Origin of the sequence: Gilliamella sp. B3482 (genome assembly GCF_026536805.1) — a bacterium.
Classification (GTDB): domain Bacteria; phylum Pseudomonadota; class Gammaproteobacteria; order Enterobacterales; family Orbaceae; genus Gilliamella; species Gilliamella apicola_E.
In genome coordinates this window covers 38,136-63,195 of record NZ_JAFNNL010000005.1, presented here as the reverse complement: position 1 = coordinate 63,195, position 25,060 = coordinate 38,136, and the positions used below count along the sequence as shown (strand labels likewise).

The following is a 25,060-nucleotide window of genomic DNA, read 5'->3' as shown; positions in this document are numbered from 1 at the left end:
TGAATCTGATTATGCTTAATATATTACGAACTTTTATTATTTTAATAATGATAGTGGGCACACCCTATAGTTATGCCGAACGAATAAGGGATTTAGTAACTATTCAAGGCGTGCGTGAAAACGCCTTAGTAGGCTATGGAATTGTTGTTGGGCTAGATGGTACAGGAGACCAAACTTCACAAACACCATTTACCATTCAAAGTATAACCAACATGCTTTCGCAATTAGGTATTACCGTACCATCAGGTAGTAACATGCAATTAAAGAATGTTGCTGCGGTAATGGTTACTGCTAAATTACCATCTTATGCACGAGTTGGGCAACAAATTGATGTTGTTGTCTCTTCATTAGGTAATGCCAAAAGCCTTCGCGGTGGCACATTGATTATGACGCCATTGAAAGGTGCCGACAATCAAGTTTATGCCATTGCTCAAGGTAATCTTTTTGTTGGTGGTATGGGCGCAAGCAGCAAAGGCAGTAGTGTAACAGTTAATCAAATGGCTGGTGCAACTATCCCGAGTGGAGCGACAATTGAGAGGGAATTAACAACCCGCTTAGATGAAAAAAGTTCCATTCACTTACACCTTAACCATTTTGACTTTACCATGGCATCAAAAATCGCTGAAGCAATTAACAAGGTACAAAAAAATATCGCAGTTGCTTTAGATGGTATGACGGTTAAATTGAACATGCCACAAGATAGTCAGGCAAGAGTTAAATTATTATCGAAGATTCAAAACCTACAAATTAGTGCTTCACCAATTTCAGCAAAAGTAGTCATTAATACACGCACTGGCGTGGTGGTGATGAATCAAAAAGTTCAATTAGACAATTGTGCCGTTGCTCATGGTAATTTGTCTGTGGTGGTCAATAACAAATTAAAAGTTAGCCAGCCTAACACTCCGTTAGCCGGAGGACAAACCGTAGTTGTTCCTGATGATGAGGTTAGCATCGAACAAGATGGCGGAGCATTACATAATTTAGCTTCTGGCGCTGATTTAAACCGAGTAATTAGCTCACTTAATTTATTAGGAGCAAATCCAACAGAATTAATGTCGATACTTGAGGCATTAAAAACCGCAGGTTGTTTGCACGCTGCATTGGAAACGATTTAAAGTATAATTATTATGAAAAACCTAGTTAATCAGTCTATTAATCGCTTTGCTTATGATTTTTCGAGCATTGGCCAATTAAGGCGTAACGCTGTTAGTGGATCAAGTGAAAGTGTCAAGCAAGTTGCCGATCAGTTTGAAACACTATTCGTCAATATGATGATGCAATCTATGCGAAAAGCCGTTCCTAATGGTGGATTATTTAATCAATCTGCAATGCAGTTATTTACTTCGATGTTTGATCAGCAAATTGCTCAACAGGCTGCAGGTAAAGGATTAGGTCTTGCCAATATTATTGCCAAACAATTAAATAATCAGCCAAATAGATCTATTACCCCACAATCTCAGGCTAATAATATAGAATTAGCACAATCTTTATTTAGTGATTCAAATTCATCGCCTGCGGCATTAGGTCAAATGCTTTACCAGCAAACGAATAAATTAACGAATACTAACGTCAAACCATTACCGCCAGCAGTTAATGATTTTGATAAAGACCATATCACGCAATTTATAGTCGAGTGGTTTGAACCAGCTAAAAAGGCATCCAAAATGTCAGGTATTCCTTATGAGGTTATCATTGCACAAGCGGCCTTAGAAACAGGTTGGGGTAAAAAGCAGATAAAAACAGCCGACAATCAACCAAGTCACAACTATTTTGGCATAAAAGCGACATCATCATGGAAAGGCAATTCAACTCGGTTAACAACACGAGAATTTTTAAATAACAATATGGTTAAGATTCAAGATGAATTTAGAGTTTATAAAAGTAAACAACATGCATTAGCAGATTATCTTGATTTACTTACCAAAAGCCCACGTTATCGTGCCGTTGTTAACGCACCTGATGCAAGAACCGCAGCCAAAGCACTGCAAGATGCACACTATGCAACCGATCCTAACTATAGCGAAAAGTTAATTCAAATTATTAGTCGAATTGAAGAAATTGCTAGAAATACACCGCAAAAATCAATATCAGGTTTTAGACAAATTGCCTTTAAATAATAACTAAATAAATTAACTAAATTTTAATGAAGTTAATAAATAGGAGGCATAAGCCTCCTGTTTATTAACGATTTAAATAAGTGATGACAGAAAGTTATTTCATTTGAAATAAGGACATATTTTGCATATTCATAAAAGTATATTGAGCTGCTTGTAAATTTGCCTGTAACATCACATAATCTGCAATGGCTTCATACCAATCAACATCTTCAATTTGGCTAATTTGTGTCTGAAAATCAATGTCCAAGGTTTTACCTAGTGCAGTTAATCGTTCAACTTCCGCTAACACATTACCACCTGCAGCCCTAACTGTTGAGATATTTTCAAACGAATTATCAACGCCTTGACTAGCTTTCGATAAACCTTCTCTGAATTGCGTAATCGCATCAGGGTCATTATCATCTAAACCGATTTGCAGTACTTCTAATGCATAGTCAATGCTAGCAAAAACATCACTTTCCACAGAACTATTGGCGCCTGACATAAAAATCTGATCACCAGTAAAACTCAATGACACTTCACGCGTATCATCAATAAAAATATTAATCGTTGTAGAACCACCGACATAATTAACTTTACCAGATTCATCCACAACAAAAGGAGGTGTATCATTTTTATTTCCAGCAAAGATATAATTGCCATTAGTGTCTTTAGCATTAGCTAACGAAATTAATTGATCTTTTAGTCCTTGTAATTTATTGGCTAAGTCACGTCTATTTTCATCGTTTAACGTCTCATTACCCGCATAAACTAGTGTCTCTTGAATTGATTGGATAACAGTATTCGCTTCTTTTAGTACTGTATCTTGGCGACTTAACGAGTTATTAACACTTTCACGAGCTGATTGATACTGAGTATTTCTTGATTGAGCCTGTTTTAAAATTAATGCTTGCGATGACCCCATAGGATCATCAGAAGGTGATAAGATTTTTTTACCGGTTGCTAAATGCAATCCTGATTTTTGCCATTTACTGTTGGTATTTAAAATACTCGTTAAATTTTTTTGATACATTGCATTAGTACTAACACGCATATTTAAACCCTTCTATTATTTAGCTAAACCTAAAATGGTATCGAATATTGTGGTTGCCGCATCAATAATCTTTGCATTAGCTTGGTAATACTGCATATAAACCTGCATAGAGATATATTCTTCTTCAATATTAACGCCTGATATTGATTGATTTTGCTCATAAATTTCTTGAGTAATATTATGACTAGATTGCGCTGAAATTTTAGCTGTCTGTGTTTCACTTCCCACATAACTAACTAAGGCGTTATAAGCACTATTTAACGTTTTAGTGCCATTAATTAATTTTTCATTTTGGATATCAAGCAATTTAGCTACATTACGATTATCGCCATTACCATTTTCATCATCATTAATACCTGTTGCTAGTTTGTTGACATCCTTAACTAGTAGCTGGAGTGATGATGCTACATCTGCAACAGGTTTAAGTAAGATACTATCACCCGCTACTGGATCACCATTTATTTCAATAGATAATCCATCAAACAATAATTTACCATCTTCAACTTGTGGGGTAATTTGCTTGTTATCAGACAATCTGGTTACGACCCAATCGTTACCATTAAACTCAATTTTATAATCAGATGCTTTGACGTCTGTCACTGAGTTATAGTTAATTTTAGCAGTGGCATTACCTTGATTTTGGGCGTTAGCAATACTAGTTGGGCTATGATAATCAAATAATTTCTGACCTGGTTCGCCATTAATATCAACCCCTGACATGTGTACTTCATTAAATCGTTCTGCTAGATTTAACGCAATCAAACCTAATTGGTTGCGAGATTCTAGGAGTGGTCCATCACGAAAAGCTAATAATCCATTTAATCGGCCTGATGCGATATTTTGACTTGATAGTTCTTGAGTCGCACCAGAATTATGAGTGTAAATAATTGTATTTAAAGCAGGATCATCTTTAGACGGCTGTACAGATAACTGAGTTGCCGATGACCCTTGCACTAAACTTAAACCATTAGGTAGTGAAATATTGTATTGTCCATTTTGCTCAGTAACGGTGATGCCTATCATCTCGCTTAATTCATTAACCAGTTGATCGCGTTCATCAAGCAATGCATTCGGCTCATGACCACCACTTACTGCCTGTAATCTTGCTATTTTTTGGTTAAGATCAGCAATTTGTTGGGTATAAGAGTTAATGGTATCAACATTATTAACAATTTCAGTATTGATATTGGCAATCTGATTTTTTAAATTCAATTCCGTTTTATTAAACTGACTGACTAACGAGCTAAGATCATTTATTACTGTTTGCTTGGAAGCGGCATCACCCGCATTTGAAGAAAGTTTATTTAAACTTGCAAACAGACTATTTAGTTGCGAGGAAATACTATTATCATTCTCCGCTAATAAATTATCGACTTTTGACAATTCATTGTAATAAGCCTTTATAGAGCCATTTTGTGATTGAGATTGACGTAATTGGCCAACCACAAAACTATTATATGCCCGATTAACTGATGATACAGATACACCGTTACCAACAAAACCATAATTATATTTAGTGCCATTTGCTTGTTGCAAAATTTGTTGTTGACGATTGTAACCAACGGTATGCGCATTACTGATATTATTGCTTATAACATTAAGCATATTTTGCGCAGCATTTAATCCACTAATACCGGTATTCATCAATGAATTTGACATAAAAGCTCCTAAATATATTTAGTCAATAATCAAATTATTAACTTAAAGGGTTATTCTTATATCGGATAAAAAAGATAAAACTTTAGTTATTTTTAGAAAATAATTGAAATTTAATTTTTTAACACGCTTAACCTAAGTAATTCCAATGCTATTGTTCAGATTTAGTTGCTTGTTTTAAAAAATCTATTCCAGTCATTGTATTTTCATCTTCAATATATTTTTGAGCTGACTTATTCAAAATTAAAATACTAATACGACGATTAGCATCTTTACTATAATTAGGATTGTTTAAACCAACCGTATCAGCTAAACCAATAATTCGAATAATTTTGCTTGAATCTAATCCAGCAGCGATAAGTTCTCGTCTTGATGAATTTGCTCTATCAGCAGATAATTCCCAGTTACTATAACCTCTATCACCTGTTATATACTGGCGCTCATCAGTATGCCCAGATAAGGTCATCTTATTGGGTAAATCGTTTATTATTGGTGCTAGAGCGTGAAGAATTTCTTGCATATTAGGATGAATAACTGCACTACCAACATCAAACATTGGTTTATCATCAGTTGCTAAAATCTGAATTCTTAACCCCATTTCAGTTAGTTCAACAATAAGATTAGCCGCTAATTTTTGCAGTCGAGGATCAAGTTCAAACGCCTCATAAATTTTACGAGCAGTTTCGATCAATTGATTTCTTTCAACTACATTGGGATCTATTGGTTGTTCATTTATTATGCTCTGTTGCTCTTCGCCCAAACTTTTACTGACATCATCGCCACCACCAGGAATAGGGCTTTCGCTATCGCTAATATTTTTACCACCATTTTGACCTAGTATTAATGGCGTTCTGAAATATTCGGCAATTCCTTGTAATTCTTGTGGGCTGGATTTGGCTATCAACCACATGACTAAAAAAAGTGCCATCATAGCAGTCATGAAATCTGCATAAGCAATCTTCCACGAACCACCATGATGGCCACCGCCATGCCCTGACTTTTTTTTAGAAATAATTATTCTTACTGGCTTATCTTTCATTATTCATTATTTTCTGTTGGGTTAGCATTTTTATCTTTCACTTCTTGAATATATTTTTCTAATTCAAAGAAAGATGGTCGCTCATGCGAAAAAATAGTTTTTCGACCAAATTCAATACAAATCTGTGGAGCATAATCATGCATACTGGCAATAAGAATAACTTTAGTACATTCTAAAATTTTTACTGTATCAGCATTCTTCTGTCTTAATAAAGCAGCTAGTGGCGAAACAAACCCATAAGCCAGTAAAATTCCTAAAAAGGTTCCAACCATAGCATGTGCAATAAGTTCACCCAACTCGCTAGCAGGCCTATCTGCTTGTGCTAATGTGTTAATCACTCCCATAACCGCAGCCACAATCCCAAAAGCAGGTAACCCATCGCCCACACTAGAAATCGCATCTGCAGGTTTTTCTAACTCATGGGTATACGTCTCAATTTCTTCATTCATTAATGCTTCAATTTCATAAACTTCCATATTTCCGCTAATCATTAAGCGTAAATAATCAGTGATAAAATCGCATATTTGTGGATTGGCAAGAATAAGTGGATACTTTTTAAATAACACACTCTCTTTTGGATTATCAATATCTTCTTCTATAGATAATCCTCCATTTTGGCGTATCTTAGTTAAAATGGTGTACATTAAATTAATTAATGTTAAATAAAGAGTTTTATTATATTTTGATGTTTTAAATAAACTACCTAACGATTTAAGTGTAGCAATTATTGCTTTCTTTTCATTACTTACAATGAAAGCACCAATAGCTGTACCACCAATTATCAGAAACTCTAATGGTTGAAAAAGTACTGCCAAATACCCTCCACTTAGCACATAACCAACTAAAGCAGAAGCGATAACAACAATATATCCTATAATTATTAGCATTGGCTTTCCTTTATCTCTATAAAATGTAACTAAACTTTTTTAATTAATTGTTTATCTAAACCGTTACCTGATTTGCGGTGACTAAGTTGAATGCACTAGGTATTGATAAAACTTGTAAGCATTTTGCTTGGCTTTCTTTATGCGTTTTATTATTTTTTTCGGCCCTTGATGGCGGTTGGCATAAACTGCAAACAAAACTATTATGTGGCTGGTAAGCGTGTGTAATAAATCGCCCTTTACACTCTTTGCAACACGATTGCTGCATAACATTACTTTCAACAAATTTAACTAAAATCCATGCACGAGTTAAGCCTAAAACCGGCTCTTCATCGTGATGAAGGGAACATTGCTCTAAATAAAGTTGATAAGCTTTAACAATTGCATGAACTCCAGATTTAGTACCATGCTTGACTAAAAATCGGTAAGCATTATAAAACATGCTTGAATGAATATTAGGCTCCCAAGTCATAAACCACGTGGTAGAAAAAGGAAGTAAACCTTTAGGTGGTGGGCATCCTTGGATTTCTTTATATAATTTAATCAGCTTTCCACGGCTTAAATTGGTTTCACTTTCCAACATTTGAATTCTAGCGCCGAGTGTAATTAATCGAATAGCTAATTGGACTTCTTTATATTTTTGGATAATGCTTTTGCTACTCATTTTTATCATTTACCTACTTATTAATAGAATCTAAAAGTAAGCTTGATAGAAGGATCCCTGTATGCATCTGCTTTATATCACTAACGCGAGACTCTTCAGTTAATTTTTCCATCATTGCTGAATTTTTAAATCGAAATTGAAACGTTAATTGATTGGTTTCAGATAAAACCAACATTTGAGAAGCACTTAAATTACTCAAAATATCAGCGGTTTTTTCATCAATTCCTAATCGATACATTGCCATCACTTTATCTTTCTCTATCATCCTTTGGCTTAATAAAAGCGTTGAAAGATTTAAATGATGTATACATTTCAAAATATCGTCTTCTTGTATATTTCCCAATTTACTCACCAAAATTTATATTTTTCTCGCATAAAAAAATGCGAAATCAGTAAAAAATATCTTAATTCGTTTTTTTTCACTTAAAGTTACATTTTTAAAAGCAAAAGGTCAATAAAAAAATCATTTCGATTTATTTTCAATTTATTTTTTCATGTTTTACTGTTTTATTCTGTTTTTTATATATTAATTTTACTTTGTATTCGTTTTATTGCTTGGCTATGTAATTGACTTACGCGAGATTCACTAATATCTAACACTTTTCCAATCTCTTTTAAATTCAACTCTTCTTGATAATAGAGCGCTAAAACCATTTTTTCTTTTTCAGGTAAGTTATCAATTTGTTGAACAATAATATTGCGAATTTCATCATTAATAATAAAAGCAAAAGGATTGTTATCGGAATCAGGCTCAATCAGCACATCCAAATTATCGCCGAGTTTTTTTTGTATCTCATCGTAAGAACAGATTTGGCTATAATTTGAATCTAATAACACTTTGCGATATTCAGTAAGAGACAATTGCAGATGTGCAGCTATCTGGTGATCATTAGGTGGGACACCTAAAATTTGTTCCAATTCATTAATGGCGTTAGTGACATCTTTAATTTTTTTTCGAGTTTGCCTTGGTAGCCAGTCACGACTACGCAACTCATCTAACATTGCTCCCTTTATTCTAGGAATAGCAAATGTAGTAAAAGTATAACCTTGTGCTGCATCATAACGTTTTATGCATTCTAATAAACCGATATAACCAACTTGTAACAAGTCATCAAGCTCAATCGTCGTCGGTAAACGAACAGCTAATTTCAACGCTTCATTACGAACTAAATAGATATATTGTTGCCAATCGATTTGATTCACTACACCCTGAGAGTTATACAGGTTATCACTCATTTCCTAAACCATTGTAAAAAATGCTAAGGAATATTATGACGATAATTGACTGAGTTAATGGCAAGAATAAAGTATTAAAAAATAGGTAATTAACATTATTAGCAATAATGGTATTAAAAAATACCATTATTACTATAGTATAAAAATTAAAGTAAAATTTTAGAGATATACTTTATTGTAATAAAGATAGTACAGATTGAGGTACTTGGTTAGCTTGTGCTAATACTGATGTACCTGCTTGTTGTAAAATTTGACCACGAGTCATATTAGAGACTTCTTCAGCATAATCTGCATCTTCAATACGGCTACGCGCTGAGCTTAAGTTATTTACTGTATTGTTGATGTTAGTCACAGTTGACTCAAAACGATTTTGTACCGCACCAAGCTCACCACGTAATTCATCAATTTTTGATAATGCAGCATCAAGTGTTTTTAAAGGATCTGCTGTTGGGCTTGAAGAAACATTAAATGAAGCTAAACCGAGTTCAGTACTGTCAATTTTTTTCAAATTGATTTCAATAGTTTCACCATCATTTGCACCCACTTGTATTTTAAGTGTTTTATCAGCAGATAATACTTTAGTACCATTGAAATCAGTTTGTTTAGATACACGGTCTATCTCTTCTAAACGTTGATCAATTTCGTTTTGAATTGATTCTAAATCGCTTTGAGAGTTTGTACCATTTGCCGCTTGAACAGTCAATTCACGAATACGTTGAACGTTGTTATTAATTTCGTTTAATGCACCTTCAGTTGTTTGAGCTAAAGAGATACCGTCATTTGCATTACGTGCAGCTTGAGTTAAACCACGAATATTTGAAGAAAAACGATTAGCGATTGCTTGACCTGCTGCATCATCTTTAGCGCTATTGATACGCATACCTGATGATAGACGCTCAATTGCAGTTCCAAGAACACTTTGAGAATTATTCAGATTGTTTCTTGCCATTAAAGACATAGTATTGGTATTAATTACCTGTGCCATTTTTATCTCCTTTAATATGATTAGTTAGATCAACGAGATATTGAAAATATTATTCAATACTTTTGCTGATGATTTAGTTATCGGTATTAAAAAAAGAAACTTTAATATTTTTTTAATTTTTATTTTATGTCGTCGAATAAAACCGAATAACTAATTAAGTTTGATAAAACGATCAGAGGTCCTAATACATTTTTATATGTAAATTAATCGGTAAAAAACAGTTGATAGCCTTATTTAATAAAGGCCGCGGCAAAAGTGCATAACCTCCTATCTATTTAAATAATTGCAATATATTTACTAATAATAGAAATTATATTAGAAAGATCACTACTTAATTTTATTTTTAAATTACGACTGCCATCCTTAAAACCATTTAGAAAAACATTTAGCTTTTAACACTCTAAAATATCAAAGTTCATTGATTAAAAAGATAATTTATAACTCCAGTAGCGATATGTCACCTACATCTTTTTACAGTGCAAAATTGATATGGATATAACATTTATAATTGAATAAATAACTGGTTTTTGAATAGATAAAATCGTCTAGCAATATATGCATTGCCAAAACCTAATTATTTATTAGTAAAAATATCTAAACTTTTTATTACATCAGTCGATAAAACAAGAGATGAAAGAATTTATAATAGGATAATAAAACATGGCAATGAGTATATTGGGGATTGGTTCTGGTATTGATTTAAATGAAGTATTAGATCAATTAGAAGCGGTAGAAAAAAACCGTCTTACGCCAATAAAAGCACAGCAAAAAACAATTAATAATAAAATAAGCGGTTTTGGCAAATTAAAAAGTGCATTATCAACATTTAATAGCGCAACAGCAAAACTACAAAAAAAAGAGCTGTTCCAAGCTAGATCGGTATCGGGCAATGACAACTACTTTACTACTAACGTAAGTAGCAATGCTCAATTAGGTAATTATGCAGTGAGTGTGCAACAACTTGCTAGCGCACACAGCGTTGCTACTAATACAATAAACGATAAACAAACAGCGTTAGGTAACAATAATGAAACGCGAACAATCACCATCGAACAAGCTAATGGTCAAAAATTAAATGTCACTTTAGCTAAAGATGAAACATCTCTAGAATCAATCGCAAATGCAATTAACCAAGCTAAAGTGGTTAATGAAGATGGCTCAATCAGTGAATCTCCCGTTAATGCCACAATTGTTCGTTCAGGAACCAATAGCTATCAACTGGTTATCACATCTAAAGAAACAGGTGAACAACAAACTATAACTTCAATATCATCCGATGATGAAAAACTCAATTCATTAGTTGGTTTTGATATTAATCAAGCTGATTCATCAGCAATGAGCGAAGTCGCTAAAGCGCAAGATGCTAAATTTAGTTTTAATGGTATTACCGTCAATAGTGCATCAAATACCGTTAAAGATGTCATCCCTGGCGTTGATATCACTTTAAAAGCAGTAACCACCACATCGCAAAATTTAACTATTAACGCAGATAACGAAAAAACCCAAGAGGCACTTAAAGAGTGGGTGGAGGCATTTAATCAATTACAATCAACGATATCAACCTTAACTCAATTTACTGCTAGTGATGCCAATTCAGATGAATTAAATAGTAATAATGGACCACTGGTTGGTGATTCAACACTACGTAATATAGATCAAAGTATCCGATCTATCTTTTCGAAAGGTCAAGCTGGTGAAATCTCTGTATTGGCTCAAATCGGTATCAATATGGATAGTAATGGCAAGCTAATTATTAAAGAAAACGAATTAGAAAAAGCCCTCAAAGAAAACAGTGAAGCAGTCGCCATACTATTTATTGGTGATGGTGAAACGACAGGCATAGCTAACGAAGTATGTGCCAAAGTGAGTAGCTTCATTGATAGTGATGGCATGATTGATACCGCAACTAACGGCTTAAACTCAACCTTAAAATCATTAGATAAACGCTATGATCAAGTTAACAACTCTATTGACCAAACTATTGAACGTTATCGTGTACAGTTTACTAAATTAGATATCTTGATCAATGAATTAAATGGTATGAGCAATTACTTAACCACACAATTCGAAATGATGGCGAACATGAAAAAATAAGGAATATAAAAATGGGAGTTCAAGCTTATAAGCAAGTTAATTTAGAAACGAGTGTTAATCAGGCTTCGCCACATCAGCTTATTGTTTTATTATTCGAGGGCGCACTTAATGCTATTCGTTTAGCTGAGTTATATATAGAAAAAGGGAATATTGCAGGCAAAGGGCAAGCCATTTCGAAAGCAATTAATATTATAGATAATGGACTTAAGAGTTCACTTGATCTAGAGCAAGGTGGTGAAATTGCCGAAAATTTAGATCAATTATATCAATACATCAGTCAGCAGTTGGTTTTAGCCAATTTACATAATGATAAAGACAAACTGCAAGTCTGTTTTAATTTGCTTGATAACATTGCTCAAGCTTGGCGGGAGATAGCATAGTTATGGGAACATCAGTTTTAAATAATAATTTATTATTAGAACAATATGAAAAGCTTAATTATGTTGTTGAGCAAATGCTAATTAATGCACAAAAAGAAAACTGGGAATCATTAATCAGCTGGCAAGCTCAATACCACCAATTATCTAAAGATATCCAACTAATTGATACGATACCATCACCACAGCAAGATATGATTCGAATGTATATCAATAATATTTTGGGTTATCAAGAGCAATTAGAACAATTAATACATCTACGGCATGATGAACTTACCAGACTCATTGGCGAGCAGGTTAATTATCAAACTAAAATAGATAGTTACCAAAAAATTGCCAACCTAGCATAATTCACTAAGTAATCAAAAAAATAGACTAAAAATAATTGAGGAGCGGGGTTTTTTTGCATATTAGAATCGCTAAAAACCCCGCTCCTCAACTTTTTTTATTATCAAATTAAACTAGTTAAGGTTATAAAAGGTGAATAGTAGGCTGACTTTTTAACAATATAGATGAAAACCAATTTTTGATAAAAATTGGCAGTTGATGAATGGCGATTTTTAAACAAATAGAATCATTAATAAATTAAACATTCATATTCATGATTTCTTGATACGCTGCTACTAACTTATTTCTAACTTGCACGCCAAATTGCAATGAAATCGAAGACTTTTGCATATTAACCATTACTTCATTTAATGAAACATTAGGTTCACCCATTTCAAAAGCTTTAGCTTGCTTACTTGCCTCAATTTGAGTTTGGCTAATTTTATCTAATGCCATTTTTAATTCAGCAACAAAATTTTGCTCTTTACTTACCTGTTGATTCGAAGAAAAATCCAATTTAGTTGCCGGATTAAAAGCCTCGATACTGTTCATCATATTAATTATATTCATCTTAATAAAATTACCGCTTAAATTATCACAAAGATAACAATCTAAAAGCGATAACTAAAGGGTAAAGCATGTGCTTTTTTAGCTATTGATTTTTATAAATACACAGATAATAGACCCTAGAATTAATCTAACCTGTTTAGAATTAGGATACATATGGATAGCCAGTCAGTAGGTAACAAAGGCGAATCAATATTGAATAAGTTACCATTTATCAATCAATTAAAACAAAATCGTAAAATGCTGCTCCTTATTGTAGGAGTGATCGTAATAGCTATAAGTAGTATCACCTATTTATGGCTTAAGAGTGATGATTACGGTGTGCTATTTAGTAATTTGAATGATAAAGATGGCGGTGAAATCATTAGCCAACTTGATAAGATGAATATTCCTTATAAGTTTTCATCATCCGGTACAACGATCTTAATTCCCGAAAATAAAATTTATGATACTCGCCTACGAATTGCTCAACAAGGTTTACCTAAAGGCGGTGCTATCGGTTTTGAACTGCTCGATAAAGAAAGCTTTGGAATGAGCCAGTTCAATGAACAAATCAATTATCAACGAGCATTAGAAGGCGAATTATCTAGAACAATTTCAATCATTAGTAGTGTTGATGATGCCAGAGTGCATTTGGCTATGCCAAAACCCTCTTTATTTGTTAGAGAAAGAAAATTCCCTTCTGCATCAGTCGCATTAACTTTATTACCGGGTCGCTCGCTATCTCAAGGTCAAATTGACGCTATTATCCACTTAATTTCAAGTAGTGTGCCGGAATTACAAGCGGATAAAGTCACTATCATCGATCAAAACGGTAATTTATTGACTGGAGAAAAATACCGCGATACTAACGTTAATGTTGCCCAATTAGAATATAGTGAACGAATCGAAAATTTGGTGCGTGAACGCGTAGAAAAAATCATTATACCGATTTTAGGTAAACAAAATGTTAAAGTTCAAGTTAATGCTGACATTGACTTTAGCCGTCAGGAATCAACATCCGAAATCTATGATCCTAATAGCGATGTTAACAATCAAACCATTCGCAGTAAGCAGCAAGTTGAAAACCGTCAATTAGCATCAAGCAATGCTATTGGTGGTGTACCAGGGGCTTTATCTAACCAACCAGTACCAACACCAAGTGCACCAATTGATGGAGAGAATGAAGCAAAAGATAAAGACGACAAGCAAAAAATGTATCATTTACAATCCAATAATACGTTGAACTTTGAAGTTAATCGTCAAATTATTCATAGCAAAATTCCTGAAGGTCGTATCAAGCGCTTATCTGTCGCGGTTCTAGTTAATTACAAATTTGCGACAATCAATGAAGTTGCATCGTCAAATGAAGAAAATCAAAAAAATGAAGCGGTCGAAAAATGGGTAAAACTCGATAAAGAAGAGCTTACTCATATTGAGGCGCTAGCACGTCAAGCTATGGGATTTTCAGACTTGCGTGGTGATTCATTAACGGTGGCAAATTTGAAATTTACAGATCAAATAGATGATGAAAATGACGCCATCACCTTTTTACAAAAACATGAAGTTTACGACATGCTGAAAACGGCAATTAAATATCTAATTTATATCTTAATAATATGGTATGCATGGCGAAAAGTACTGCGTTCGGTATGGATTAAGATTCAAAGACAATACCTCAATACGGATAAATCTGACGGCACGATGGGCGCTGAAGATAAGCTTGATTATAAAGCACACAGTAAACTGCAACAGAAAATTTTTGAAGATAATATGCAACAACAGCAATACATCCGAAAAATTGTCGAAAAAGATCCTCGTGTAATGGCTCTCATTATTCGTGGTTGGATGAACAAGAAGGACACCGAGTAATGAATTTAAGTGAATCTCAAAAAGCAGCGACAATTTTAATGATTTTAGGTGAAGAATTAGCTGCAAAAGTAATGCAATTTTTAGACCATAAAGAGGTACAACAAATTAGTAGTGCCATGATGGGATTGCCACAATTAACACAAGAACAACTCAAAAATATTCTTAATGAGTGTCAAACCACACTTGATGATTGTGCCGTATTAAATACCGATACTAATGGCTATCTACGAAAAGTTCTCGAAAAATCAATTGGTAGTGATAAAGCCAGCCGTCTACTTGATGAACTATTAGATACCGATATTGAAGATACTACCGATGGCTTAAAAATGCTTAACTTTGTTGATGCGGCCAGAGCTGTTGATTTGGTTAAGAAAGAGCATCCACAAATTATCGCCACAATTTTAGTTCACTTAAATCGTGACTTAGCTGCTGAGATATTAAATCTATTTGATGATGATCTGCGTAATGATGTAATGCTACGTATTGCAACCTTCGGTGGAGTAGAGCCTTCAGCGTTAGAGGTATTATCAACATCGTTATCAACTTTACTACATGGACAAAATATTAAGCTTAATAATATGGGGGGTATCCGCACCGCAGCAGAAATCATCAACCTGATGAAATCACAACAAGAAGAATTGGTTATCAATGCATTACGTGATTATGACAATGAGTTAGCTCAAAAAATCATTGATGAAATGTTCTTATTCGAAAATCTGGTTGATGTGGATGATAGAAGTATCCAACGTCTACTCAAAGATGTGGATAATGAAACCTTAATTATTGCCCTGAAAGGTGCGACAGAACCATTACGGGAAAAATTATTATCGAATATGTCGCAACGTGCTGCATCTATATTACGTGAAGATTTAGAAAACAGACCACCAGTGCGCTTGTCACAAGTTGAAACCGAACAGAAGAAAATTTTGGTTATTGCTCGTCGTTTAGCTGAAACCGGTGAGATGATCTTAAGTAGCGGTGATGATGAATATGTATAATCAAGCTAATACCTTAACTTGGAAACCATTACACTTTCAAGATTTAGCAGAATCATCACCACTCATTCCTGAAACCGATGAGCAAGAAGAGTGTGAACCAGAACTTGAAATAGTCGATGAGGCCGATACCAATTTTATTGATATTAATAGCCCTGAAATAACGCTAGAACTTGAAAATATCAAACAACAAGCACGAGAAGAAGCCTATCAAGAAGGTTTTAATCTAGGTAAAGAAGAAGGTTTCAATATTGGTAAACAAACAGGGTATGAGGAAGGGTTAACAATAGGCCAACAAGAAGGCCTGGAGAAAATAGAACAACAGATAAACGAAGAAAAATTAAATACTGTTGAATCCATCAAAAATCTAGCAATTCATTTTCAGCAGTCAATTAATCAAATTGATGAAAAAATTGTACCAAAGCTATTTGATCTCGCTTTACTTGCCGCTGAAAAAACTGTTGGTTCGTTATCCAAAGTAAAACAAAAGCAATTAATGCATTCGATCAAGTCATTAATTGAACAAAATACAATTGCACCGATTGTGGTTCGAATCAATCCGAATGATTTTTTATGGCTAGAGCCACAGCTAGATGATCAACTAAAAAACGAATGGCAATTTATTGCCGATGCAAATATAGAATTAGGTGGCTGCAAAATATTTACTGAAACAAATGAGATCGACGCAAGTATAACCAATCACTGGCAAATTATTTCAGACACAGTGCATGGAGATGAGCGTTAAGGTGAGCTTTTGTACGCAATGGGCAACTAAAATTGATAGTGCTAAACAGAAATTAGAGTCTGCATCTTTAATTCGTCAATATGGTCGATTGGTTAAAGCGTCTGGTCTTGTTCTAGAAGCTATTGGTTTAAAACTACCATTAGGATCCAACTGTTTTGTTGAACGACAATTAGATGGCAAAATCCAAGCTGTTGAGTGTGAAGTAATTGGTTTTAAAGGAAAAACACTATACCTCATGCCGTTTGAATCAACAGACGGTATATTACTCGATGCAAGAGTTTATACATCACAATATGATTTAACACATTTTAGCCACAAAGTTTTACCAATTGGTATGGGGTTATTAGGCCGAGTTGTCGATGCAATGGGAAAACCTCTCGATGGCAAACCATTACCTGAAGATATCGAATATGAAGGATTAATTAATAAAACACTAAATCCGCTAACCCGAACACCAATTCATCAAGTTCTCGATGTTGGCATTCGTGCAATCAATGCATTATTAACCGTTGGTCAAGGTCAGCGAATGGGGCTTTTTGCAGGTTCAGGCGTTGGTAAAAGTGTTTTACTTGGCATGATGGCAAGATACACCAAAGCCGATATTATTGTGGTTGGTTTAATCGGTGAGCGAGGTCGAGAAGTAAAAGATTTTATTGAAAATATTTTAGGTGAAGAGGGCTTAGCTCGATCTGTTGTTGTTGCCGCGCCTGCTGATGTATCGCCATTATTACGTCTACAAGGTGCAGCCTACGCGACTAAAATTGCTGAAAAATTTCGTGACCAAGGATTTAATGTATTACTCATTATGGATTCATTAACACGATACGCCATGGCACAACGTGAAATAGCCTTAGCGATCGGTGAACCACCAGCGACTAAAGGATATCCTCCTTCAGTATTTGCAAAATTACCAGCATTAGTTGAAAGAGCCGGTAATGACGCTGAAGGCAAAGGCGCTATTACCGCTTTTTATACCGTGCTAACCGAAGGTGATGACCAGCAAGATCCTATCGCTGACTCAGCTAGAGCAATTCTCGACGGACATATTGTTTTATCCCGTTCTCTTGCCGAATCAGGTCATTATCCAGCTATTGATATTGAAGCATCAATAAGTCGCGTGATGACAGAACTAACCAAAGACGAAAAAAAATCACGGTTATTTAAGCAATTATTTTCAAGTTTCCAACGAAATCGTGACTTAATTAATGTTGGCGCTTATGTAGCAGGAACCGATCCTTTATTAGATAAGGCAATAACGCTTTTTCCTGCTATGCAACAATTTTTACAACAAGGAATTTATGAACATTGTAGTTATCAAGACGCTTATCAACAGTTAGCAAGAATTGTTGATTCAAACTTAGGAAAGAACAATGGCCAATCAATATAATGGTAAATTTGCCTTTTTAACATTAAAAAAGTTAGCTGAAAAATCAGTCGACGACAAATTGATTAAATTAAAAAATGCGCATGATAATAAGCGTAATGCTCAATCACAACTAAATGTATTGAATGATTACTATAATGAGTACCAACAGCGCTTAAATAAAGCGTTATCAGTTGGCATTACAGGATCAGAACTGAACAATTTTAATGCTTTTATTACTGCTATTGAACAAGGGATCACACAACAAAAAAAGTTATTGTTAACTTTAGAAATTAAACAAAAACAGATTACCAATGAGCTAAATCAATCACAAAAAAGTCTCAATACTTACACCACATTATTAGATAAACAAGATAAAAAACTACTGCTACAGCAAAGCCGTTTACAACAAAAATTAACCGATGAATTTGCACAGCAGCAGTTAGCAAGGAGAATGTTGAATGAATATTAATCAATTTAGTGATATCCCATTAATATCACCTATAGAATTGAATGAAGTATCAATTATTGAAGACGATTTGTTTCAGCTTTTATTACAGTTTAATGAAAAACAAGAGTTAGGCGAAAATAATAGCCTAGCCAAAGCTGATATTTTCGAGAACAAACTCGATCATCAATTAGATGATCAAGAAGAGGAAGATAGTGATGAATTATTCACACTATTTCCACTAACTTTGCAAGTCGAAGAACAGCCTATAATTAATAATGAGCATAATCATACTGAACAGCCAGCAATACGTGAATTAAAAATTAATACTACAGCTAATGATATACTTTTAAAGGCACCAATTTCTGATGATATCAATGTAGATGAAAAAGCAGCAGAAATTCTAACTATTATTAATAGTAGTGAACAAGTGATCATTAAAGCAAATGAACAAACAAGCTTGCTAACGAATGATGAACATAATATATCAACCAATATAAATTCAGTTAAAACCTCAAATCAACCATTACCAACTCTTACTAATACTCAAAATAATAATATCGATTTACCTATCACCAATTTTGATATTAACCACTTTGAACAAGAACCTACATTACTAGTCCATAGCCCAAATCAATTAACCACATCAACACCATTAATTGAAAGTCAAAAAACGTTAAATATAAATTTACCTATGCCAATGGATATTACTGAATGGCAAAAAACATTAAACGAAAAAATTAGTCTCGTTTGTCGTCAAGGTATCCAAAATGCGGAAATCAAATTACATCCTGAAGAATTGGGTTCGCTGCATATTAAATTGGCAATAGTTGATGACAAAATGAACCTTCACATGGCTGTTGCACATAATATGGTTAAAAGCGTGTTAGAATCAGCTTTACCGCAATTAAGAACTTCATTGGAAGAACAAGGTATTATGTTAGAGCAGACCGATATTAGTGATTTTTCAATGATGAATGACTCCTCATCACCTTATAAACAAGAGTTTGAAATAGAGCAATTAATGGACGATAAAAATCAAACACTTCATGAACTTGATCATCCATCAAACATTGTTCAATCAGGATTAAGTATTTTTGCCTAAATAATAGTATTTGAAACAGTACTACGTTTTGATAGCTAGAGATTAAAAAGGTTGAATAGGTCATATTTTTACTGCCTATTCTTCCAATTAATTCTCAAAGCATGATTTATTATTTTGGTAATTTTTGGCTATTTAAATAGACATTTCATTAATTTTCATTGAGACAATAATAAATATGCAAACTACCAAGAAAAAAATAAGTATTTTAAATCTAGTACTTATTTTAATTACCCTTTTAGCAACAGGTTTTGCTGCTTATTTATGGTTACAAGATTCTCCTAAAACAAAGCCCCATGTAGAACCAGAAGTGTTATCACCGGTTTTTTTAACATTAAAACCTTTCACAATTTCACTTCCACCATCTAAAGAAAATTTAGAAATCAATAAAATTCTATACGTTGGTATGGTGTTACGCGTCGCTGATGAAGAACAAAAAACCGTTTTATTAGATTATCTTCCTGAAGTAAGAAGTGACGTACTTTTGTTAACTTCAAAACAGTACGTTAATAATTTAAAGAAAGAGTCAGGCAAACTTGAATTACAAGAGCAGATAAAAATGGCATTATCTCGCCAATATGATGCAAAACATTCAGTAAAAATTGATGAAGTTCTATTTACTGATTTCATTGTAAGGTAATTATCATGTCTGATAAGCTTCAACCTAATACCGATAAAAGTGAATCTTTGCATTCACAAAATAATTCAGCCAGCATAAAAAATGATGCTGAGCAAAATTATCATTTACAACAAAGTAAACGGACTGAAGTTAAGCCTTATGATATATCAGTTAAACATAGCTTTATCCCTGAAAGACTAACCGCGTTAGAGATTATTAATGAACGCTTTGCACGTCAATTTAGAATTGGATTATTTAATTTATTACGCCGAAATACTGATGTTATAACCTCACCCATTGAACCCAAAACGTTTAAAGAGTTTTCACATGTTTCAGCAACCAATCATTTAAATTTAGTTCATCTTAACCCTTTGCGGGGAAGTTGCTTATTTTCATTTTCACCTGAATTAGTATTTATTGTTGTTGATACTCTTTTTGGTGGGGATGGCCATACTACTAATGTTGATACTGAAGGACGAGAGTTTACTCATACTGAGCAAGAGATTATTCGACGAGTATTAAGTCTTGCTTTAACAACTTATCAAAGCTCCTGGATTGATGTATACAATATTGAAACCGAATACATCCGCTCTGAAGTAGAAAGCAAATTTACCAACATTACCAGCTCGCCTGACGATGTTGTGTTAACTTCATCATTTTTAGTCGAAATTGGTAATTTTAAAGGAACATTTTGCATATGTATTCCTTATGCAATGGTTGAACCAATTAAAGAGCTATTAATTAAACCACCGATAGAAAACCAAACTCACCAAGATGATAACGTGTGGATGAGCTCACTGACGAGTGGTATTAAACAATCAACCGTTGAGTTAGTCGCAAACTTTACAAACATTCAAACAACTGTTGCCAAATTATTAGCATTAAAAGTCAGTGATATTTTGGATATCGAAAAACCAACAATCCTTGATGTCACCATTGGCGGTGTACCAGTATTAAAAGGTCATTATGGTAGCGTCAATAAACAATATGCAATCCAAGTAGATCAGATAAGCAATCCAGTTTTAGAACAATTGAATGAAGGAGTGTTCAATGAGTGATATACCAAGTGATGATAGCCAACTAAATATTAGTGATGAATCAGTAATGAAAGAAGCTATTTTCGAAACCCTTTCACCACAACCAACAGACGTAAAAAAGCAAGATATTAACCTTATCCTAGATATTCCAGTTAATCTAAGCGTAGAACTTGGTCGAACCAAAATGGCCATTAAAGATCTTTTAAATTTAACTCAGGGTTCAGTTATAGCCTTAGACGGTTTAGCCGGTGAGCCTTTAGACATACTTATCAATGGTTACTTAATCGCCCAAGGTGAAATCGTTGTAGTTGGCGATAATTATGGAGTACGAATTACCGATATTATTACTCCATCAGAACGTGTTCGTAGATTAAGCCGTTAAAAATGAGATAACCATGACCCAAACTTTATCCGCCATTCCTGTAGAATCAAGCCTATATAGCCAGATCGGCATGGCATTTTTTTGTGTAATTGCTGTTATCTTATTTTTAGCATGGATAATAAAACGAATTGGTTGGAAAAAGTCTACGAAACAATTCATTGATATTAAAGCAACTTATAATATAAGTGCTAAAGAGCGAATTCTTCTGGTTTATGTAGATCATCAATTACTGGTAGTTGGTGTTACTGCACAACAAATGACATTACTGCACACCATAAATGAACAACGCACTGAAATGTTATTAGCTGAGCCCGCTGAGGTTGAGCAATTGTCAAAAAGTAACCTGTTTAATCAGATATTACAATCTGTGTTAGACAAGAGGTAACATAGTGCGGTTAATACATATTATTTTGCTAAACGTACTGTTTTTTAGTCAATGTTGTTTTGCTCAATTATCACCATTAACAATTGTTTCTCAAACACCCTATCAAGAAGGACAAAGTTGGTCTTTACCTGTTGAAACCTTAGTCTTTTTAACTTTACTCACTTTTATCCCTATTATTCTACTACTAATGACGAGTTTTACTCGGATCATTATTGTATTAGGATTATTGCGAAGTGCACTTGGCACACAATCTGCACCACCTAATCAAGTGATAATAGGCATTGCGTTATTTATGACATTTTTTATCATGTCACCAACACTCGATAAAATATATCAAGAGGCGTATGTACCTTATTCGAAACAACAAATCACCATGCAAGAAGGGTTAAATGAAGCAACAAAACCGCTTCGTGAATTTATGCTCTCTCAGACTCGTGAAAGCGATTTAGGGTTATTTGTAAATATGTCTCATACGAATGAAATTCAAACTCGTGAAGATATCCCACTACGAATTTTGGTGCCGGCTTTTATCGTTAGTGAACTCAAAACCGCTTTTCAAATTGGCTTTACACTGTTTATTCCTTTCTTAGTAATTGATTTAGTTGTCGCCAGTACCTTAATGGCGTTAGGGATGATGATGGTCCCACCCGCAACGGTATCTCTACCATTTAAAATTATGTTGTTTGTATTAGCTGATGGCTGGCACTTACTATTAGGTTCGTTAGCACAAAGTTTTTTTAGTTAAAGTAAAGGAATATAATGCCATCTGAATATATTAGCCATTTCGCCATACAAGCCATCAAGGTTGCAGCATCGCTTGCTGGTCCTTTATTAATAGCGGCACTGGTCACAGGATTAATCATCAGTTTACTACAAGCAGCAACCCAAATTAATGAGATGACGTTATCTTTCATCCCAAAAATTTTGGCTGTTATTCTAGTATTAATTATTTTAGGTCCATCAATGCTAACCACAATGATCGACTATATTCGCCTTGTCATCACTAGCATTCCCAACCTAACAAGTTAACCTTAATGGATTTAGCTATTGTCGATCTATTGAATATTGATTTTTTTGCTTGGGTTCAATCAAGTTTTCTCCCTTTTGTTCGTATTTTAGCTTTAATTATGGTCGCACCAATCACTGGCGAAAAAGAAGTACCAAACCGTGTAAAAATAGGTTTAGCAATACTTATAGTCATTGTGTTACCTTTACCAAAGTTAGACGACAACCTTACCCTTTATTCATTAATGGGCATCTGGATTATTGCTCAGCAAATCATGATTGGCATCCTAATTGGTTTTGCAATACAACTTACCTTTATGACGGTTAGATTTTCGGGGGAATTAATTAGTATGCAAATGGGATTAGGAATGGCCACTTTTTATGATCCTATCAGCGGTCCATCAACCTCGGTATTATCACGTTTAATTAATATTATTGCTATGTTGATATTTCTTAGTTTAGATGGTCATTTATGGTTACTTTACGGATTAGCTAACAGTTTTGATATCATTCCTATTACGGCCTATCCTTTAAAACAAAACGGCTATTTAGCCTTAATCGAAATAACGGGTCTATTATTTAATAACGGTATTATGTTGGCATTACCATTAATGACATTATTACTTATTATTAATCTGTCATTGGGCTTATTAAATAGATTTACACCACAACTATCAATTTTTGTGGTCGGCTACCCGCTTACATTATTATGTGGGCTAACGATGTTATCGTATCTATTTTCTGCTTTACCATTGTTTGTCGAATCAATTTTAGAACAGATCTTTTCAACAATTTCTCGCATCTTAATCTATCTTGCTGATGTATCTACTTAGACAAAAAAAGTTGAGGAACGGGGTTTTTGAACGCCTAAATTAGAGATAATTAACGCTTGATAAAATCAAATTTTGCTTAAAATAAAAAACCGCTGCGTAAACAAAAGTCACACAGCGGTTATTAAGAAAAAATTAATTAAATAATTTATGGAATTGTAAACATATCCAATCCCAAATGCCGCCGAAGAATCCAGTTTCCTCAATATTTTCAAGCGCAACTAAAGATTGTTCATTGATAACTTTATCATCCAATAAAAATTGAATTTTACCAACCGCGGTTCCTTTGGTTATTGGTGCATAAATGTAATCATCAATGGTATATTGCACTTTAACATCTGCTGAACGACCTTTCGGCACTGTGATATAAGCGCCATTGATCGCACCTAATTTAACTTTATTTTCATCACCATACCAAATTGACTCAATCGCGAGTGGATCATTGGGTTTTACTGGATTTGCCGTTTCAAAGAATCGAAATCCCCACGTAAGTAATTTTTTACTTTCTTCTTCACGACCTTTAAATGTTCGACCACCCAATACCGCTGAAATTAAACGTGTATTACCATCAACAGCAGAAGCAACAAGGTTATAACCGGCTGCGTTAGTATGTCCAGTTTTAATTCCATCTACATTTAATGTAGTATCCCAAAGTAATCCATTACGATTCATTTGAGGTTTAGAAAGATTGTAGGTAAATTCTTTTTCTTTATAAATTGCATATTCTTTTGGTAAGTCACGGATTAAAGCCTGACCTAACAACGCCATATCTTTAGCTGTGGTATATTGACCCGGTGCATCAAGCCCGTGCACAGTTTCAAAATGAGTGTGTTGTAATCCAATTTTTTTCGCATATTCATTCATCAAATTAACAAAAGCACCTTGGCTACCTGCAACATGTTCAGCCATAGCAATACATGCGTCGTTACCCGATTGAATAATGATACCTTTATTTAAATCAGAGACCGAAACAGTCTTACCGACTTCTAAAAACATTAATGATGAGCCTTTTAATACTGGGTTACCTGTTGCCCACGCATCTTTACTCACTAATACCATATCATCATTTTTAATTCGGCCTGATTCTAAGGCTTGACCAACAACATAACTTGTCATCATTTTAGTTAAACTTGCTGGATCGCGTTGTTGTTCCGCATTATATTGCGCTAAAATTTCGCCAGATTTGGCATCCATTAAGATATACGCTTCAGCATCTAGTTGTGGAATAGCCGGTATAGGAAAAGCCATTTCCGCAGAAGCAGAAGAACATATTGCGAGCACTAATAATCCAAAAGATAATTTAAATTTCTTTTTCATTT

At 34.1% G+C, this 25,060-nt stretch carries 28 protein-coding genes; 18 read left to right on the top strand and 10 right to left on the bottom strand.

The window, feature by feature from the left end:
• Positions 1–11 precede the first annotated feature (11 nt).
• Positions 12–1,115 carry a flagellar basal body P-ring protein FlgI gene (locus J3U18_RS09030; protein ID WP_220225465.1) on the top strand — a complete coding sequence of 368 codons (1,104 nt, stop codon included), beginning with the start codon at positions 12–14 and terminating at the stop codon, positions 1,113–1,115.
• A gap of 12 nt (positions 1,116–1,127) precedes the next feature.
• Positions 1,128–2,117: a flagellar assembly peptidoglycan hydrolase FlgJ gene (gene flgJ / locus J3U18_RS09025; protein ID WP_065733618.1), complete on the top strand. Its 990-nt coding sequence runs from the start codon at positions 1,128–1,130 to the stop codon at positions 2,115–2,117.
• A gap of 94 nt (positions 2,118–2,211) precedes the next feature.
• Here flgJ and flgL read toward each other — a convergent pair whose 3' ends face one another.
• The 8 genes from flgL to J3U18_RS08985 all read right to left on the bottom strand — a co-directional run bounded on the left by flgL (position 2,212) and on the right by J3U18_RS08985 (position 9,614).
• Positions 2,212–3,150, bottom strand: coding sequence for a flagellar hook-associated protein FlgL (gene flgL, locus J3U18_RS09020; RefSeq protein ID WP_220225467.1), 939 nt, complete (start codon positions 3,148–3,150; stop codon positions 2,212–2,214).
• A 15-nt stretch (positions 3,151–3,165) separates the two neighbouring features.
• Complete coding sequence (gene flgK, locus J3U18_RS09015) at positions 3,166–4,809, bottom strand: flagellar hook-associated protein FlgK (protein WP_267353722.1); 1,644 nt, start codon at positions 4,807–4,809, stop codon at positions 3,166–3,168.
• A gap of 148 nt (positions 4,810–4,957) precedes the next feature.
• Positions 4,958–5,845 (bottom strand): flagellar motor protein MotB, encoded by an 888-nt coding sequence (motB, locus tag J3U18_RS09010; RefSeq protein WP_267330843.1) that lies wholly within the window; start codon positions 5,843–5,845, stop codon positions 4,958–4,960.
• Positions 5,845–6,732 carry a flagellar motor stator protein MotA gene (motA, locus tag J3U18_RS09005; RefSeq protein ID WP_267353720.1) on the bottom strand — a complete coding sequence of 296 codons (888 nt, stop codon included), beginning with the start codon at positions 6,730–6,732 and terminating at the stop codon, positions 5,845–5,847. The genes motB and motA overlap by 1 nt, the downstream gene beginning before the upstream one ends.
• A gap of 55 nt (positions 6,733–6,787) precedes the next feature.
• Entirely contained in the window at positions 6,788–7,393 is a 606-nt protein-coding gene (gene flhC, locus J3U18_RS09000; RefSeq protein WP_081299485.1) for a flagellar transcriptional regulator FlhC, read from the bottom strand.
• Between the two features lie 13 nt (positions 7,394–7,406).
• Positions 7,407–7,727 carry a flagellar transcriptional regulator FlhD gene (gene flhD, locus J3U18_RS08995; RefSeq protein ID WP_141673924.1) on the bottom strand — a complete coding sequence of 107 codons (321 nt, stop codon included), beginning with the start codon at positions 7,725–7,727 and terminating at the stop codon, positions 7,407–7,409.
• Positions 7,728–7,912: 185 nt separating this feature from the next.
• Positions 7,913–8,629, bottom strand: a complete 717-nt coding sequence (locus J3U18_RS08990) for an RNA polymerase sigma factor FliA (protein ID WP_267353718.1) — start codon at positions 8,627–8,629, stop codon at positions 7,913–7,915.
• A 172-nt stretch (positions 8,630–8,801) separates the two neighbouring features.
• Positions 8,802–9,614: a flagellin gene (locus J3U18_RS08985; protein WP_065562537.1), complete on the bottom strand. Its 813-nt coding sequence runs from the start codon at positions 9,612–9,614 to the stop codon at positions 8,802–8,804.
• A 660-nt stretch (positions 9,615–10,274) separates the two neighbouring features.
• Here J3U18_RS08985 and fliD point away from each other — a divergent pair.
• Genes fliD through fliT form a run of 3 tightly spaced genes read left to right on the top strand, consistent with a single transcriptional unit; the run spans position 10,275 to position 12,435 of the window.
• The gene (gene fliD, locus J3U18_RS08980; protein WP_267353716.1) at positions 10,275–11,708 is read left to right on the top strand and encodes a flagellar filament capping protein FliD; all 1,434 of its coding nucleotides are present in this window, start codon (positions 10,275–10,277) and stop codon (positions 11,706–11,708) included.
• 11 nt (positions 11,709–11,719) lie between these two features.
• Positions 11,720–12,088 (top strand): flagellar export chaperone FliS, encoded by a 369-nt coding sequence (fliS, locus tag J3U18_RS08975; protein ID WP_065561862.1) that lies wholly within the window; start codon positions 11,720–11,722, stop codon positions 12,086–12,088.
• 2 nt (positions 12,089–12,090) lie between these two features.
• Positions 12,091–12,435, top strand: coding sequence for a flagellar protein FliT (gene fliT / locus J3U18_RS08970; RefSeq protein ID WP_267353714.1), 345 nt, complete (start codon positions 12,091–12,093; stop codon positions 12,433–12,435).
• Between the two features lie 235 nt (positions 12,436–12,670).
• Here the strand turns inward: fliT and fliE are convergent, their stop codons facing one another.
• Positions 12,671–12,964: a flagellar hook-basal body complex protein FliE gene (gene fliE / locus J3U18_RS08965; protein WP_416380402.1), complete on the bottom strand. Its 294-nt coding sequence runs from the start codon at positions 12,962–12,964 to the stop codon at positions 12,671–12,673.
• A 171-nt stretch (positions 12,965–13,135) separates the two neighbouring features.
• Between fliE and fliF the strand changes: the two genes are divergently transcribed.
• The 13 genes from fliF to fliR all read left to right on the top strand — a co-directional run bounded on the left by fliF (position 13,136) and on the right by fliR (position 23,744).
• Positions 13,136–14,830 carry a flagellar basal-body MS-ring/collar protein FliF gene (fliF, locus tag J3U18_RS08960; protein ID WP_065561865.1) on the top strand — a complete coding sequence of 565 codons (1,695 nt, stop codon included), beginning with the start codon at positions 13,136–13,138 and terminating at the stop codon, positions 14,828–14,830.
• Positions 14,830–15,828 (top strand): flagellar motor switch protein FliG, encoded by a 999-nt coding sequence (gene fliG / locus J3U18_RS08955; protein WP_065561866.1) that lies wholly within the window; start codon positions 14,830–14,832, stop codon positions 15,826–15,828. Before fliF ends, fliG begins: the two co-directional genes overlap by 1 nt.
• Positions 15,812–16,570, top strand: coding sequence for a FliH/SctL family protein (locus J3U18_RS08950; RefSeq protein ID WP_081299432.1), 759 nt, complete (start codon positions 15,812–15,814; stop codon positions 16,568–16,570). The genes fliG and J3U18_RS08950 overlap by 17 nt, the downstream gene beginning before the upstream one ends.
• Positions 16,560–17,957: a flagellar protein export ATPase FliI gene (gene fliI / locus J3U18_RS08945; RefSeq protein ID WP_267332176.1), complete on the top strand. Its 1,398-nt coding sequence runs from the start codon at positions 16,560–16,562 to the stop codon at positions 17,955–17,957. The genes J3U18_RS08950 and fliI overlap by 11 nt, the downstream gene beginning before the upstream one ends.
• Entirely contained in the window at positions 17,941–18,405 is a 465-nt protein-coding gene (gene fliJ, locus J3U18_RS08940) for a flagellar export protein FliJ (protein WP_065561869.1), read from the top strand. The genes fliI and fliJ overlap by 17 nt, the downstream gene beginning before the upstream one ends.
• Positions 18,395–19,486, top strand: coding sequence for a flagellar hook-length control protein FliK (locus J3U18_RS08935; RefSeq protein ID WP_267353709.1), 1,092 nt, complete (start codon positions 18,395–18,397; stop codon positions 19,484–19,486). The genes fliJ and J3U18_RS08935 overlap by 11 nt, the downstream gene beginning before the upstream one ends.
• A 175-nt stretch (positions 19,487–19,661) precedes the next feature.
• A complete protein-coding gene (locus J3U18_RS08930; RefSeq protein WP_267353707.1) occupies positions 19,662–20,123 on the top strand; it encodes a flagellar basal body-associated FliL family protein in 462 nt (153 codons plus the stop codon).
• Between the two features lie 5 nt (positions 20,124–20,128).
• Entirely contained in the window at positions 20,129–21,160 is a 1,032-nt protein-coding gene (fliM, locus tag J3U18_RS08925; RefSeq protein ID WP_267353705.1) for a flagellar motor switch protein FliM, read from the top strand.
• 46 nt (positions 21,161–21,206) lie between these two features.
• Entirely contained in the window at positions 21,207–21,521 is a 315-nt protein-coding gene (gene fliN, locus J3U18_RS08920; protein WP_370632649.1) for a flagellar motor switch protein FliN, read from the top strand.
• 13 nt (positions 21,522–21,534) lie between these two features.
• Positions 21,535–21,906, top strand: a complete 372-nt coding sequence (gene fliO, locus J3U18_RS08915) for a flagellar biosynthetic protein FliO (RefSeq protein ID WP_065561874.1) — start codon at positions 21,535–21,537, stop codon at positions 21,904–21,906.
• 1 nt (position 21,907) lies between these two features.
• Positions 21,908–22,651: a flagellar type III secretion system pore protein FliP gene (gene fliP, locus J3U18_RS08910; protein ID WP_416380401.1), complete on the top strand. Its 744-nt coding sequence runs from the start codon at positions 21,908–21,910 to the stop codon at positions 22,649–22,651.
• A 14-nt stretch (positions 22,652–22,665) separates the two neighbouring features.
• Positions 22,666–22,935 carry a flagellar biosynthesis protein FliQ gene (fliQ, locus tag J3U18_RS08905; RefSeq protein WP_065561876.1) on the top strand — a complete coding sequence of 90 codons (270 nt, stop codon included), beginning with the start codon at positions 22,666–22,668 and terminating at the stop codon, positions 22,933–22,935.
• 5 nt (positions 22,936–22,940) lie between these two features.
• Positions 22,941–23,744, top strand: a complete 804-nt coding sequence (gene fliR, locus J3U18_RS08900; protein ID WP_267353703.1) for a flagellar biosynthetic protein FliR — start codon at positions 22,941–22,943, stop codon at positions 23,742–23,744.
• A 132-nt stretch (positions 23,745–23,876) separates the two neighbouring features.
• Here fliR and J3U18_RS08895 read toward each other — a convergent pair whose 3' ends face one another.
• The gene (locus J3U18_RS08895; RefSeq protein WP_065733601.1) at positions 23,877–25,058 is read right to left on the bottom strand and encodes a serine hydrolase; all 1,182 of its coding nucleotides are present in this window, start codon (positions 25,056–25,058) and stop codon (positions 23,877–23,879) included.
• Between the last annotated feature and the right edge of the window lie 2 nt (positions 25,059–25,060).

Coding starts and splice junctions, on each gene's coding strand:
- J3U18_RS09030 (WP_220225465.1), top strand. CDS start 12: ATGCTTAATATATTACGAACTTTTATTATTTTAATAATGATAGTGGGC.
- flgJ (WP_065733618.1), top strand. CDS start 1,128: ATGAAAAACCTAGTTAATCAGTCTATTAATCGCTTTGCTTATGATTTT.
- flgL (WP_220225467.1), bottom strand. CDS start 3,150: ATGCGTGTTAGTACTAATGCAATGTATCAAAAAAATTTAACGAGTATT.
- flgK (WP_267353722.1), bottom strand. CDS start 4,809: ATGTCAAATTCATTGATGAATACCGGTATTAGTGGATTAAATGCTGCG.
- motB (WP_267330843.1), bottom strand. CDS start 5,845: ATGAAAGATAAGCCAGTAAGAATAATTATTTCTAAAAAAAAGTCAGGG.
- motA (WP_267353720.1), bottom strand. CDS start 6,732: ATGCTAATAATTATAGGATATATTGTTGTTATCGCTTCTGCTTTAGTT.
- flhC (WP_081299485.1), bottom strand. CDS start 7,393: ATGAGTAGCAAAAGCATTATCCAAAAATATAAAGAAGTCCAATTAGCT.
- J3U18_RS08990 (WP_267353718.1), bottom strand. CDS start 8,629: ATGAGTGATAACCTGTATAACTCTCAGGGTGTAGTGAATCAAATCGAT.
- J3U18_RS08985 (WP_065562537.1), bottom strand. CDS start 9,614: ATGGCACAGGTAATTAATACCAATACTATGTCTTTAATGGCAAGAAAC.
- fliD (WP_267353716.1), top strand. CDS start 10,275: ATGGCAATGAGTATATTGGGGATTGGTTCTGGTATTGATTTAAATGAA.
- fliS (WP_065561862.1), top strand. CDS start 11,720: ATGGGAGTTCAAGCTTATAAGCAAGTTAATTTAGAAACGAGTGTTAAT.
- fliT (WP_267353714.1), top strand. CDS start 12,091: ATGGGAACATCAGTTTTAAATAATAATTTATTATTAGAACAATATGAA.
- fliE (WP_416380402.1), bottom strand. CDS start 12,964: ATGAACAGTATCGAGGCTTTTAATCCGGCAACTAAATTGGATTTTTCT.
- fliF (WP_065561865.1), top strand. CDS start 13,136: ATGGATAGCCAGTCAGTAGGTAACAAAGGCGAATCAATATTGAATAAG.
- fliG (WP_065561866.1), top strand. CDS start 14,830: ATGAATTTAAGTGAATCTCAAAAAGCAGCGACAATTTTAATGATTTTA.
- J3U18_RS08950 (WP_081299432.1), top strand. CDS start 15,812: ATGATGAATATGTATAATCAAGCTAATACCTTAACTTGGAAACCATTA.
- fliI (WP_267332176.1), top strand. CDS start 16,560: ATGAGCGTTAAGGTGAGCTTTTGTACGCAATGGGCAACTAAAATTGAT.
- fliJ (WP_065561869.1), top strand. CDS start 17,941: ATGGCCAATCAATATAATGGTAAATTTGCCTTTTTAACATTAAAAAAG.
- J3U18_RS08935 (WP_267353709.1), top strand. CDS start 18,395: ATGAATATTAATCAATTTAGTGATATCCCATTAATATCACCTATAGAA.
- J3U18_RS08930 (WP_267353707.1), top strand. CDS start 19,662: ATGCAAACTACCAAGAAAAAAATAAGTATTTTAAATCTAGTACTTATT.
- fliM (WP_267353705.1), top strand. CDS start 20,129: ATGTCTGATAAGCTTCAACCTAATACCGATAAAAGTGAATCTTTGCAT.
- fliN (WP_370632649.1), top strand. CDS start 21,207: ATGAAAGAAGCTATTTTCGAAACCCTTTCACCACAACCAACAGACGTA.
- fliO (WP_065561874.1), top strand. CDS start 21,535: ATGACCCAAACTTTATCCGCCATTCCTGTAGAATCAAGCCTATATAGC.
- fliQ (WP_065561876.1), top strand. CDS start 22,666: ATGCCATCTGAATATATTAGCCATTTCGCCATACAAGCCATCAAGGTT.
- fliR (WP_267353703.1), top strand. CDS start 22,941: ATGGATTTAGCTATTGTCGATCTATTGAATATTGATTTTTTTGCTTGG.
- J3U18_RS08895 (WP_065733601.1), bottom strand. CDS start 25,058: ATGAAAAAGAAATTTAAATTATCTTTTGGATTATTAGTGCTCGCAATA.